The sequence below is a fragment of the Streptomyces sp. NPDC019890 genome, from assembly GCF_044903445.1.
Classification (GTDB): domain Bacteria; phylum Actinomycetota; class Actinomycetes; order Streptomycetales; family Streptomycetaceae; genus Streptomyces.
The window spans coordinates 13,870-26,018 of record NZ_JBJDQK010000022.1; the positions used below are offsets into that span (position 1 = coordinate 13,870).

Below are 12,149 nucleotides of genomic sequence, written 5' to 3' on the forward strand. Positions count from 1 at the left end.
TTGCGACCCTCACCCAATGCAGCCCGCTGTGCCCGCCTCCCCGAACGGGAAGATCCCCCCGATCCCGGCCCTCTCCGACGCGCCCATCACACCTGCAAGGCGGAAGAATGGGTTCATGAGCCAGCAGCCCGCCGAGGTACCGGTCCAGCACCCCCAGCCGTCCGTCGGTTCCATAGCCGCGCACCGCCCGCACACCGTCGCGGCCACGGCCTCCGACCTGGAACCCGATATCGACGCCGATCTCGACTCGTACGAGGAAGAACACGAGGGCGCCGGGGAACTGCCGGCGGGGCGGTTCCTGGACCGCGAGCGCAGCTGGCTCGCCTTCAACGAGCGCGTTCTGGAGCTCGCCGAGGACCCCGCGACCCCCCTGCTCGAACGGGCGAACTTCCTGGCGATCTTCGCCAGCAACCTCGACGAGTTCTTCATGGTCCGGGTCGCCGGACTCAAGCGCCGCATCGCCACCGGCGTCGCCACCCGCTCCGCCTCCGGCCTGCAGCCCCGCGAGGTCCTGGACCTGATCTGGACCCGTTCCCGCGAGCTCATGGCCCGGCACGCCGCCGCCTACCAGCAGGACATCGCCCCGGCGCTCGCCGACGAGGGCATCCACCTGATCCGCTGGCCCGACCTCACCGAGAAGGAGCAGGCGCGCCTGTTCACGCTCTTCCGCCAGCAGATCTTCCCCGTGCTCACCCCACTGGCCGTGGACCCCGCGCACCCCTTCCCGTACATCTCCGGTCTGTCGCTCAATCTGGCCGTGGTGGTGCGGAACCCGGTCAGCGGGCACCGCCACTTCGCCCGGGTGAAGGTCCCACCGCTGCTGTCCCGCTTCCTGGAGGCGTCCCCGCAGCGATACGTGCCGCTGGAGGACGTCATCGCGGCACACCTGGAGGAGCTCTTCCCCGGCATGGAGGTGCTCGCGCACCACATGTTCCGGGTGACCAGGAACGAGGACCTGGAGGTCGAGGAGGACGACGCCGAGAACCTCCTGAAGGCCCTGGAGAAGGAGCTCATGCGGCGCCGCTTCGGCCCGCCGGTGCGCCTCGAGGTCGAGGAGTCCATCGATCCGTACGTCCTCGACCTGCTGGTCCGCGAGCTGAAGGTCTCCGACGCCGAGGTCTACCCGCTGCCCGGGCCGCTGGACCTGACCGGACTGTTCGGCATCGCGGCGCTGGACCGGCCCGAGCTGAAGTTCCCGAAGTTCGTCGCGGGCACCCACCGGGACCTCTCCGAGGTCGAGTCGGCCTCCGCGCCCGACATCTTCATGGCGCTGCGCGAGCGCGACGTGCTGCTGCACCACCCCTACGACTCGTTCTCGACGTCCGTCCAGGCCTTCCTGGAGCAGGCCGCGGCCGACCCGGACGTACTGACCATCAAGCAGACGCTGTACCGCACCAGCGGCGAGTCCCCGATAGTGGACGCGCTGATCGACGCCGCCGATTCGGGCAAGCAGGTCCTCGTCCTGGTCGAGATCAAGGCCCGCTTCGACGAGCAGGCCAACATCAAGTGGGCGCGGAAGCTGGAGGAGGCCGGCTGCCATGTCGTCTACGGACTCGTCGGTCTGAAGACCCACTGCAAGCTGTCGCTGGTGGTACGCCAGGAGGGCGACACACTGCGCCGTTACTCCCACGTCGGCACCGGGAACTACCACCCGAAGACCGCCCGCCTCTACGAGGACCTGGGGCTGCTCACCGCGGACCCGCAGGTCGGCGCGGACCTCTCGGACCTGTTCAACCGGCTGTCGGGATACTCGCGCCGCGAGACCTACCGCCGGCTCCTGGTCGCCCCCAAGTCGCTGCGCGACGGCCTCATTTCGCGCATCAACAAGGAAGTCGCGCACCACCGCGCCGGACGCCCCGCCTACGTACGCTTCAAGGTCAACTCGATGGTGGACGAGGCCGTCATCGACGCCTGCTACCGGGCCGCGATGGCGGGCGTACCGGTGGACATCTGGGTCCGCGGGATATGCGCAATACGTCCCGGGGTCCCCGGCCTCTCGGAGAACATCCGGGTGCGCTCGATACTCGGCCGCTTCCTGGAGCACTCCCGGATCTTCGCCTTCGGCAACGGCGGCGAGCCCGAAGTGTGGTTCGGCAGCGCCGACATGATGCACCGCAACCTCGACCGCCGTATCGAGGCACTGGTGCGGGTCACCGACCCGGCCCACCGCGCTGCCCTGACCCGGCTGCTGGAAACCGGCATGTCCGACACCACGTCCTCCTGGCACCTGGGCCCGGACGGCACCTGGACCCGGCATTCGACGGACCCGGACGGCCAGCCGCTGCGGCATGTACAGGAGATGCTCATAGACGCCCGGAGGCGCCGGCGTGCACAGCCCTGATCTGTCCCAGCAGGACGCTGCCCCCGTCCCGGCCGCCCTCTCCGCCGCGCCCACGGCCGGCGAGGCGCTGGCCAGGTATCTGCACGCCCGGGCGGGCGACTTCCTGCGCAGTCTGCGGCTGCACAGCGAAAGCGGCGCGGACACCGCGGGCGTGGCGGAGGCCGCCCGCGCACTGCGCCGGGCCGCCCGGCGCATCAGCGGGACGCTGCACACCTTCCGGCCGCTGCTCGACCCCTCCTGGGCGGACGAGCTGCGCACCGAACTGGCATGGCTGTCCGCGACGTTGGCACAGGAACACGCCTGCACCTCGCGGCTCGGCCGGCTGCTCGAAGCGCTGTCGAGGCTGTCGGGGGCGAGCCCGTTGCCACCGGCGAGGGGGGAGCTTCGCCCGCTCGACAACGATGCCCCCTCGTCCGTCGCGTCCGGTGCCTCCGAAACCGCCGCCGGCGCCCTGCGCCCCACGGGCAGCCTGACCGTGGGGGCCGCGCGCGCCGGAGCCCTCCTGGAGCGGCAGCTCACCCTCGCCAGGACCCGCGCCCACTCCGCTGCCCTCCAGGCACTCGGCTCCTCCCGCTTCCACGCGGTCGCCGACTCCGTCGCCGTGCTCGCCTCCGAGCTGCCGCTGGTCCCGGCGGCAGCCGGCCCGGCCGCCGAGACCCTGGCCCTGCCCGCCGAACTCGCCGAGCGGCAGCTGCTCGAAGCCGTCGCCGCGCTGCCGCTGGGCCGCGCCGCGCACCCGTACAACGCGGACGCCCTGGTGTACGGCCTCGCCACCGCATCGGCCGAGGAGGCGCAGGACGCCCCCTGGCACCAGGTCCGGCTGCTGCTGCGCATGCACCGGTACGCACAGGAAGTGCTGCACCCGCAGGCGGATCCGGTCCTCTGCCGGGCCGGCCTCGTCCTCGACCACCACCGCGACGCCGCCGAGGCCGCCGCGGCCGCGGCCACGGCCGCCCGCACACCGCGGATCGCCCCGGCCACCGCGTACGCCCTCGGGGTGCTGCACGCCGACCAGCGGCACGAGGTGGAGGCCGCCCGGTTCACCTTCCAGCAGGTGTGGCGGACCACGGCGGTGACGGCCCCATGAAGGGGGCGGGGCTCCGATGAGGGACGAGACCGTACTGGCCGCGGGCTGTGTGCTGTGGCGGCGTTCTCCGTATGGCGACGAGGGCATCGAGATCTGCCTCGTGCACAGGCCGAAGTACGACGACTGGTCGCATCCGAAAGGGAAGCAGAAGCGCCTCGAGAAGACACTCGACTGCGCACTGCGCGAGGTGCTCGAGGAGACCGGCCACCGCTGCGTACCGGGTGCCCGGCTGCCCAGCGCGCGGTACGTCGCAAACGGGCGGCCCAAGCAGGTCAGTTACTGGGCGGCCGAGGCGACGACCGGGTCCTTCACCCCGGGCGAGGAGGTGGACCGCATTCTCTGGCTGCCGCCCGCGGCGGCCCGCAACCGCCTCACCCAGCCCCGCGACCGCATTCTCGTCGACGCCCTGCTAGAGGCCCTGCACTCGGCGTGAGGGCCAGTGACCCGGGCCACCGGCGGGCACTCAGCTGCCCGACACGGTTCACCTTCCGTTCACTCTCCCCCGTGGGCGGCTTCATCTGATCTGCCTAATTTCGGCCCTACAAGGTGACCGGCACCGCGCCGGTTCCCCCACCCCCGAAACGCGCCGCGTCCCGCGGCTCCTGGAAGGAACACCCGAAAGTGAAGCTTCAGCGCAAGAACGGGCTTCGCGCCACCGCGCTCGGCGCCCTCGCCGTGACCGGCGCCCTGGTCCTCACGGCGTGCGGTTCGGACAACAACGCGGGCGGCACCGGCGGCAGCGGCGAGAAGACCAGCGCCGCGTCGAACATCAAGTGCGACGGTGCGAAGGGCAAGCTGCTCGCCTCCGGCTCCAGCGCCCAGAAGAACGCCATGGACCTCTGGGTCAAGAACTACATGGCGGCGTGCTCGGGGGTCGAGGTCAACTACAAGGCCTCCTCGTCCGGTGAGGGCATCATCGCCTTCAACCAGGGCACCGTGGGCTTCGCCGGCTCCGACTCGGCGCTCAAGCCCGAAGAGGCCGCCGAGTCGAAGAAGGTCTGCAAGAGCGGCCAGGGCATCAACCTGCCCATGGTCGGTGGCCCGATCGCCATCGGCTACAACCTGCAGGGCGTCGACAATCTGACGCTGGACGCCCCGACCCTCGCCAAGATCTTCAACGGCAAGATCAAGAAGTGGAACGACCCGGCGATCGCCCAGCTCAACAAGGGCGCGACGCTGCCGGACAAGGCGATCCAGGCCTTCCACCGCTCCGAGGACTCCGGCACCACGGCGAACCTCGGCAAGTACCTGGCCGCCACCGCCAAGGCCGACTGGCCCTACGAGCCCGAGAAGAAGTGGCCGGCCCCCGGTGGCCAGGCCGCGTCCGGCTCCTCCGGCGTCGCCGCCCAGGTCAAGCAGGTCGACGGCGCGATCGGTTACTTCGAGCTCTCCTACGCGAGCTCGCAGTCCATCCCGACCGTCAAGATCAACACCGGTGCCGCGGCCCCGGTCGAGGCCTCCTCCGAGAACGCCTCCAAGGCCATCGCCGCCGCCAAGATCAAGGGCACCGGCAAGGACCTGGCTCTCGGCCTCGACTACACCACCAAGGCCGACGGCGCCTACCCGCTCGTCCTGGTGACCTACGAGGTCGTCTGCGACAACGGCAACAAGGCCGACACCCTGGGCACGGTCAAGTCCTTCCTGACCTACACCGCCAGCGACGAGGGTCAGAAGATCCTCGCGGACGCCGGCTACGCCCCGATCCCGGCCGAGATCAACTCCAAGGTCCGCGAGACGATCGCGGGTCTGAAGTAACGCAACAGGCCGGCGGGGGCCACTCCAGCCTCCGCCGGCCAACCCATCCGGTGCACCGCCGCCAGGGGAGTCCTGCCGCTCCCCCACCACAGACCGGAAAGATCATGGCTTCCACCACATCCATAGACTCCCCTCCTCCAACGCCGGCTCCGCCGTCCGCCAGGAAGAGCACCTCCACGGGTCGCGCAGGCGACAAGGTCTTCATAGGCCTGTCCCGCGGCTCGGGAATCCTGCTCCTGGTGATCATGGCGTCGATCGCCGCGTTCCTCACCTACCGCGCCACCATCGCCATCTCGAAGGACCAGGGCAACTTCCTCACCACCTTCGACTGGAACCCGGCGGGCAACCCACCGGTCTTCGGCATCGCGGTCCTCCTCTTCGGCACGGTGATCAGCTCGATCATCGCGATGGTGATCGCCGTTCCGATCGCCGTCGGCATCGCGCTGTTCATCTCGCACTACGCGCCGCGCAAGCTCGCCGCGCCCATCGCCTACGTCGTGGATCTGCTGGCCGCCGTGCCGTCGATCATCTACGGCATCTGGGGCGCCCTCTTCCTGGTCCCGTACCTCGAAGGTCTCAACCTCTGGCTGGACGAGTTCTTCGGCTGGACGTACCTCTTCGAGAAGACCGAGGTCGGTGTCGCCCGCTCGCTGTTCACCGTGGGCATTCTGCTCGCGATCATGATCCTGCCGATCGTGACCAGCGTCAGCCGCGAAGTCTTCCTTCAGGTCCCGCGGATGAACGAGGAGGCGGCCCTCGCCCTCGGCGCCACCCGCTGGGAGGTCATCCGGATGTCGGTCCTCCCGTTCGGCCGCTCGGGCGTGATCTCCGCCTCGATGCTGGGCCTGGGCCGCGCGCTCGGCGAGACGATGGCCGTCGCCACGGTCCTCTCCCCGAGCTTCGTGATCTCTCTGCATCTGCTCAACCCGGGCGGCGGAACGTTCGCCCAGAACATCGCGGCGAAGTTCGACGAGGCCAATGAGCTCGGGCGCGACGCCCTGATCGCCTCCGGCCTGGTCCTGTTCGTCCTGACCCTGCTGGTCAACGGCGCGGCCCGGCTGATCATCGCCCGCCGCAAGGAGTACTCGGGGGCCAACGCATGAGCCACACAGCCATAAAGGACCGGCCGACCCCGGCCCGCGCCGCCCGCAAGGGCCCCCTCAGCGCCCGGTCCCTGCCGCGCTGGGCCCCCATCGCATTCGCGGTCGTCTCGATCGCCCTCGGCTGCGGCATCAGCATCGCGGCCGGCTGGGAGAGTCGCGTGCAGTGGGGCCTCGTGTCGGCCCTGCTCTTCGTGCTCGTCTCGTACGTCGTCACCTCGATCGTCGAGAACAAGCGCCAGGCGAAGGACCGCCTCGCCACCAGCGTCGTGTGGGTCTGCTTCATCCTCGCCGTGATCCCGCTGTTCTCGCTGATCTGGGTGACCGTCAGCCGCGGTCTTAAGGTCCTCAACGCGTACTTCCTCAGCCACTCCATGGCCGGCGTCCCCGGCTTCGAGCAGGGCGGCGGTGTCTACCACGCCATCATCGGCACCCTGGAGCAGGTCGGCCTCGCCACCCTCGTCTCGGTACCGATCGGTCTGCTGACCGCGGTCTACCTGGTGGAGTACGGCAAGGGCGCGCTCGCCAAGGCCGTCACCTTCTTCGTCGACGTCATGACGGGCATCCCGTCGATCGTCGCCGGTCTCTTCATCCTCTCGATCATGCTGATTGCCCACCTGCAGCCGTCCGGCCTGATGGGCGCGCTGGCGCTGTCGATCCTGATGATCCCGGTCGTGGTCCGCTCCACCGAGGAGATGCTCAAGCTCGTCCCGAACGAGCTGCGCGAAGCCTCGCTGGCCCTCGGCGTACCGAAGTGGCGCACGATCCTGAAGGTGGTCATCCCGACCGCGCTCGGGGGCATCACCACGGGTGTGATGCTCGCGATCGCGCGTATCGCCGGTGAGACCGCGCCGATCATGCTTCTGGTCTTCGGCAGTCAGCTGATCAATACCAACCCGTTCGAAGGCGCCCAGTCCTCGCTCCCCTTCTACATCTGGGAGCAGTACCGGGTCGGCAGCGAGGCGTCGTACGACCGCGCCTGGGCCGCCGCCCTGGTCCTGATCGCCTTCGTCATGCTCCTCAACCTGGTGGCCCGCGGCATAGCCCGCTGGAAGGCCCCCAAGACCGGCCGCTAAGCGTCAATTTGCGGCTGCCGCCGCGTGGCGGCAGATTGGAAGTGATCCCCATGGCCAAGCGAATCGACGTCAGCGGCCTGACTGCCTACTACGGCTCCCACAAGGCGATCGAGGACATCTCGATGACTGTGGAGCCCCGCTCCGTGACGGCCTTCATCGGCCCGTCCGGCTGCGGCAAGTCCACGTTCCTGCGCACCCTGAACCGTATGCACGAGGTCACGCCCGGCGGCCGCGTGGAGGGCAAGGTGCTGCTGGACGACGAGAACCTGTACGCCTCCAGCGTGGACCCCGTCGCCGTACGCCGTACGGTCGGCATGGTCTTCCAGCGGCCGAACCCGTTCCCGACGATGTCGATCTTCGACAATGTCGCGGCGGGCCTGCGCCTGAACGGCTCGTACAGGAAGAACCAGCTGGCGGACGTCGTCGAGAAGTCCCTCAAGGGCGCGAACCTCTGGAACGAGGTCAAGGACCGCCTGAACAAGCCCGGTTCGAGCCTGTCCGGCGGTCAGCAGCAGCGGCTGTGCATCGCCCGCGCGATCGCGGTCGAGCCGGACGTGCTGCTGATGGACGAGCCGTGCTCGGCGCTGGACCCGATCTCGACGCTCGCGATCGAGGACCTGATCGGGGAGCTGAAGGAGCGCTTCACGATCGTCATCGTGACGCACAACATGCAGCAGGCGGCGCGGGTCTCGGACCGTACGGCGTTCTTCAACCTCTCGGCGGTCGGGCAGCCCGGGAGGCTGATCGAGATCGACGAGACGGAGCGGATCTTTGCGAATCCGTCGGTGCAGGCGACCGAGGACTACATCTCGGGACGCTTCGGATAGTCACCGGCGCCACGAGCGTCCTGCGGTGCTGCATGGCGGTGCCACCGCAAGACGAAGGGCCCGCCCCCTCTCCCAGGGGGCGGGCCCAGCCATTGCCCCCTGCCGGGGCCGACCCGGACCCGCGCCTCAATCGCCGGCGGGGCCGCATGGTCGGCCCGTCCGGGATGCCGGGGGAGGGGTCCCCGCCGCGACGCCGACGCTCAGAGCGTCCGGGGCGGAGCCGCAGAATCGATACTGCAGGCAGGGGCTGGGGACTCTTCGAGCCGTCAGCCGAAGATCAGGTACACGAGCCCATAGCTCAGCGCAGCGACAATCGCCGCGGCCGGCATCGTGATGAACCACCCCATGATGATGTTCTTCGCAACCCCCCAGCGCACCGCGTTCACCCGCTTCGTCGCGCCCACCCCCATGATCGCGGACGTGATCACATGCGTCGTCGAGATCGGCGCGTGGAACAGGAACGCGGAGCCGAACATGATCGACGCCCCCGTCGTCTCCGCCGCGAACCCCTGCGGCGGATCCAGCTCGATGATCTTGCGGCCGAGCGTCCGCATGATCCGCCACCCACCCGCGTACGTCCCGAGCGACAGCATCAGCGCACATGCGATCTTCACCCAGACCGGAATCGCGTCGCCCTGGTCCTCCACACCCGCGATGACGAGCGCCATCACCACGATGCCCATCGTCTTCTGCGCGTCCTGGAGCCCGTGACCGAGCGCCATGCCCGCCGCCGAGACGGTCTGCGCTATCCGGAAACCACGCTTGGCCTTGTTCGGGCTGGCCTTCCGGAACGTCCAAAGAATCGCGACCATCACCAGATACCCGCAGATCAGACCCACGACCGGCGAGACGAACATCGGGATGACGACCTTGTCGAGCACCCCGGACCAGATGACCCCTGTCCCGCCCGCGAGCGCCGCGCCGACCATTCCGCCGAACAGCGCGTGGGACGAGGAAGACGGCAGTCCGAAGTACCAGGTGACCAGGTTCCACACGATCGCCCCGAGCAGCGCGGCGAAGAGGATGCCCATCCCCTGGTTGCCTGTGGGCGTCTCGATGAGCCCTTCGCTGACGGTCTTCGCGACGCTCTGTCCGAGGAAGGCACCGGCGAGGTTCATCACCGCGGCCATCGCCAGCGCCGCGCGCGGCGTCAGCGCACGCGTGGAGACCGAGGTCGCAATCGCGTTCGCGGAGTCGTGAAAGCCGTTGGTGTACGTGAATCCGAGCGCGACACCAATGGTCACGATCAGGGCAAGGGTGTCCACGAGGTTCAGGACTCCTTGACCGCGATGGTCTCCACGGTGTTCGCAACATGCTCGAAGGCGTCGGCCGCCTCCTCCAGCACATCCACGATCTGCTTGAGCTTGAGCACCTCGATGGCGTCGTACTTACCGTTGAAGAGCGTCGCAAGGAGCTTGCGGTGAATCTGGTCGGCCTGGTTCTCCAGGCGGTTGACCTCGATCCAGTACTCGGTCAGGTTGTCCATGGTCCGCAGATGCGGCATGGCCTCCGCGGTCAGCTCCGCGGCCCTGGCCAGGACCTCGATCTGCTGCTCGACCCCCTTGGGGAGCTCCTCGACCTGGTAGAGCACGACCAGGTCGACGGCCTCCTCCATGAAGTCCATGATGTCGTCGAGCGACGACGCGAGTTTGTAGATGTCCTCGCGGTCGAACGGCGTGATGAACGAGGAGTTCAGCTGGTGGAAGATCGCGTGCGTGGCGTCGTCCCCAGCGTGTTCCGCCGCCCGCATCCGCTCCGCGATCTCGGCCCGGCCGGAGGCATCCGCCCCGAGCAGTTCCATGAGGAGCTTCGAGCCCGTGACGATGTTGTCCGCGGATGCGGCAAACATGTCGTAGAAGCTCGTCTCCCTGGGGGTCAGACGAAATCGCACGTGGGGTCCTCGGGGTGCTCTGGATTTGGTCAGGCTGATGCTAGGTGCATCATCCGGCCACGGCTAACCGGCGTCCATCAGTGTCGCCCATCAAACACAGTGATCAGCACGGGGTCCCCATGCCCCGTTCCGGCGGGATTCGTTACCATATACCCACGAGGGGTATCCAGGCCCTTTCTGGACAACGGGAGGACGCGATGACGACCACCGAGGCGGCCGGCCCCCCGGTCACGGACCACGACCACGGTGTGCACGGCTACCACAAGCAGAAGGACGAGCACCTCAAGCGGCTGCGCCGGATCGAGGGCCAGATCCGCGGGCTGCAGCGGATGGTCGACGAGGACGTCTACTGCATCGACATACTTACCCAGGTCTCCGCTTCCACGAAGGCGCTGCAGTCCTTCGCCCTTCAGCTTCTTGAGGAGCATCTGCGGCACTGCGTCGCAGATGCCGCGGTGAAGGGCGGCGAAGAGATCGACGCGAAGGTCGAGGAGGCGACGAAGGCGATCGCGCGTCTTCTTCGTACCTGATCCGCCCGACAGCAACCGGTATGTCCAGCAGGCCGGATACGCCCATGGGGCGCGGCGACGACCTCCCGGCCGCGCCCCTGATTCATGTCTGCCGGTTCATGCCTGCCGGTTCATGCCCGCAGGGTCGCGGCAAACCGCTCGGCCGCCACCTTCAGCACCTCGTCGATCCGGTCCGGGCTGAGCCGCTCCTCGTCAGCGGCCGACGCCGCAATGATCAACTCGCCACACAGCTCGATCTCGGCGAGGGCCACGTGGTCCTGGACGAGTGTCGTACTGGGCGGTGCCACGTGCAATCACCTCTTCCTGCCGGTCCCGACTTCCTAGCGTAGGGAGTGATGCACAGCGCGCGCATGGCACGTCCGGACCATTTAGGCCCTGATCCTCCCGGCGTAAATGTCCCGTTCCTCCGGCAGACGCACGACGATCGGCGCCCCGAAGTCGTACAGCAGGGTGGTCGAGGTGACGGCGACCGTACCCCTCTCATTGGTGAAACTGAACCGGTGCCGCACCTTGCGCAGCCGGCCCTGTTCGTCGAGATAGGCGTCGAAGGGCACGATGTCCTTGGCGAACCCTTTTGCCGCTGCCGCCAGTGTGGCGCGGGCATGCGGTTCGGCGACGCGCGCCGCCTGTGCGATGTCGGTGGTGCCGCGGTAGTGCCGCACCGTCGTCCCGGCGAGCCGCTCGTCCCCGACGTAGGTCACGCCTTCTGCGCTGCGCAGCAGTTCGGCGGCGGCGAGCGGATCGGTCGCGCCCCCGGTGACCAGGTTCCCGTCCTCCAGCGTGGTCGTGTCGACCCGTACCCACTTGTCGGCGGGCACGCCCGCACCCCGGTTCTTCATGTACAGCGCGCCCGGCGCCAGCAGCTCGGTGACCGGACTGTGCTCGTCCGCGCCCGCGGGGTCCTTGGGCAGTACGACGACGAGCTGCCCCATCCGCCGCCTGAAGTCGTAGCCGCCCTCGCCCCGGATCGTCACCCGGGTCCCGCCGGTGGCCGTCTCCATGGACGTACGGGCCCTGGAACTCCCGGTCGCGGCAAGCACATCCGCGGCCCTGCGCACCCGGTCGGCCGCTCCGCCGCCCCACCGGTCGTCGGCGACCGCGCCACCGCCTGCGGAGCAGCCGCTGGTCGCCGCCATCCCCAGTACGGCGGCCGCCACGGCGATAGCCCCGCTCCTGCGCCTGTGCTGCTGCACCACCATCGCCTGCCAACCCCCAACACCGGACCGCTGCTTCCAGGAGAGCCCCACCCGTCCCGCATAACGACGGCCTGGGCCCCTCGTCACGCGAGTCGGGCGCCCGCAAGTCCCAGTACCGTGGAGTGGTGCACCCGCAGGCCCCCGCCGGCGACGCGTCGGCCCACCACACCACCACCACCGAACGCGGCTCCTTCGCCATGGCCCGATGCACCTGCGGCTGGCTGGGGCCCGCGCGGCGTTCGCGCGAACGGGCACGTACGGACGCCGCATTGCACATCTCGGCATTCGACTCAGCGCACTGACGGAACCTCTCGCTCCCCAGAGCCGTCTCGTCCCCCAGGAGGTT

General features: G+C 68.9%; 13 protein-coding genes. 9 read left to right on the forward strand and 4 right to left on the reverse strand.

What is annotated here, in order from left to right; genetic code table 11:
• Positions 1-115: 115 nt before the first annotated feature.
• The 7 genes from ACI2LP_RS32365 (at position 116) to pstB (ending at position 8,186) form a co-directional block, all read left to right on the forward strand.
• Positions 116-2,341 (forward strand): RNA degradosome polyphosphate kinase, encoded by a 2,226-nt coding sequence (locus ACI2LP_RS32365; protein WP_404728107.1) that lies wholly within the window; start codon positions 116-118, stop codon positions 2,339-2,341.
• Position 2,342: 1 nt separating this feature from the next.
• On the forward strand, positions 2,343-3,428 hold the full coding sequence (locus tag ACI2LP_RS32370; protein ID WP_404728127.1) for a CHAD domain-containing protein: 1,086 nt from the start codon (positions 2,343-2,345) through the stop codon (positions 3,426-3,428).
• A gap of 16 nt (positions 3,429-3,444) precedes the next feature.
• On the forward strand, positions 3,445-3,861 hold the full coding sequence (locus ACI2LP_RS32375; protein ID WP_404728108.1) for an NUDIX hydrolase: 417 nt from the start codon (positions 3,445-3,447) through the stop codon (positions 3,859-3,861).
• Positions 3,862-4,049: 188 nt separating this feature from the next.
• Complete coding sequence (pstS, locus tag ACI2LP_RS32380; RefSeq protein WP_404728109.1) at positions 4,050-5,183, forward strand: phosphate ABC transporter substrate-binding protein PstS; 1,134 nt, start codon at positions 4,050-4,052, stop codon at positions 5,181-5,183.
• A 104-nt stretch (positions 5,184-5,287) separates the two neighbouring features.
• Positions 5,288-6,286 (forward strand): phosphate ABC transporter permease subunit PstC, encoded by a 999-nt coding sequence (pstC, locus tag ACI2LP_RS32385; protein ID WP_404728110.1) that lies wholly within the window; start codon positions 5,288-5,290, stop codon positions 6,284-6,286.
• On the forward strand, positions 6,283-7,359 hold the full coding sequence (gene pstA / locus ACI2LP_RS32390; protein ID WP_404728111.1) for a phosphate ABC transporter permease PstA: 1,077 nt from the start codon (positions 6,283-6,285) through the stop codon (positions 7,357-7,359). The genes pstC and pstA overlap by 4 nt, the downstream gene beginning before the upstream one ends.
• Before the next feature lie 50 nt (positions 7,360-7,409).
• Positions 7,410-8,186: a phosphate ABC transporter ATP-binding protein PstB gene (gene pstB / locus ACI2LP_RS32395; RefSeq protein WP_404728112.1), complete on the forward strand. Its 777-nt coding sequence runs from the start codon at positions 7,410-7,412 to the stop codon at positions 8,184-8,186.
• A gap of 266 nt (positions 8,187-8,452) precedes the next feature.
• On the opposite strand, the gene ACI2LP_RS32400 is transcribed toward pstB, so the two are convergent.
• On the reverse strand, positions 8,453-9,451 hold the full coding sequence (locus ACI2LP_RS32400; protein WP_404728113.1) for an anion permease: 999 nt from the start codon (positions 9,449-9,451) through the stop codon (positions 8,453-8,455).
• Between the two features lie 5 nt (positions 9,452-9,456).
• On the reverse strand, positions 9,457-10,077 hold the full coding sequence (locus tag ACI2LP_RS32405; protein ID WP_307662564.1) for a DUF47 domain-containing protein: 621 nt from the start codon (positions 10,075-10,077) through the stop codon (positions 9,457-9,459).
• Between the two features lie 197 nt (positions 10,078-10,274).
• On the opposite strand from ACI2LP_RS32405, the gene ACI2LP_RS32410 reads away from it, so the two are divergent.
• Positions 10,275-10,607 carry a metal-sensitive transcriptional regulator gene (locus ACI2LP_RS32410; RefSeq protein WP_251017580.1) on the forward strand — a complete coding sequence of 111 codons (333 nt, stop codon included), beginning with the start codon at positions 10,275-10,277 and terminating at the stop codon, positions 10,605-10,607.
• A gap of 110 nt (positions 10,608-10,717) precedes the next feature.
• On the opposite strand, the gene ACI2LP_RS32415 is transcribed toward ACI2LP_RS32410, so the two are convergent.
• Both ACI2LP_RS32415 and ACI2LP_RS32420 read right to left on the reverse strand, forming a co-directional pair.
• Complete coding sequence (locus tag ACI2LP_RS32415; protein ID WP_404728114.1) at positions 10,718-10,900, reverse strand: hypothetical protein; 183 nt, start codon at positions 10,898-10,900, stop codon at positions 10,718-10,720.
• A gap of 75 nt (positions 10,901-10,975) precedes the next feature.
• Positions 10,976-11,806 carry a hypothetical protein gene (locus ACI2LP_RS32420; protein WP_404728115.1) on the reverse strand — a complete coding sequence of 277 codons (831 nt, stop codon included), beginning with the start codon at positions 11,804-11,806 and terminating at the stop codon, positions 10,976-10,978.
• Between the two features lie 122 nt (positions 11,807-11,928).
• On the opposite strand from ACI2LP_RS32420, the gene ACI2LP_RS32425 reads away from it, so the two are divergent.
• Entirely contained in the window at positions 11,929-12,105 is a 177-nt protein-coding gene (locus tag ACI2LP_RS32425; protein WP_404728116.1) for a hypothetical protein, read from the forward strand.
• The last annotated feature ends 44 nt before the right edge of the window (positions 12,106-12,149 follow it).

Bases quoted from the DNA above. Each gene is read 5' to 3' on its own strand.
- ACI2LP_RS32365 (WP_404728107.1), top strand. From the start codon at position 116: ATGAGCCAGCAGCCCGCCGAGGTACCGGTCCAGCACCCCCAGCCGTCC.
- ACI2LP_RS32375 (WP_404728108.1), top strand. From the start codon at position 3,445: ATGAGGGACGAGACCGTACTGGCCGCGGGCTGTGTGCTGTGGCGGCGT.
- pstC (WP_404728110.1), top strand. From the start codon at position 5,288: ATGGCTTCCACCACATCCATAGACTCCCCTCCTCCAACGCCGGCTCCG.
- pstA (WP_404728111.1), top strand. From the start codon at position 6,283: ATGAGCCACACAGCCATAAAGGACCGGCCGACCCCGGCCCGCGCCGCC.
- pstB (WP_404728112.1), top strand. From the start codon at position 7,410: ATGGCCAAGCGAATCGACGTCAGCGGCCTGACTGCCTACTACGGCTCC.
- ACI2LP_RS32410 (WP_251017580.1), top strand. From the start codon at position 10,275: ATGACGACCACCGAGGCGGCCGGCCCCCCGGTCACGGACCACGACCAC.
- ACI2LP_RS32420 (WP_404728115.1), bottom strand. From the start codon at position 11,806: ATGGTGGTGCAGCAGCACAGGCGCAGGAGCGGGGCTATCGCCGTGGCG.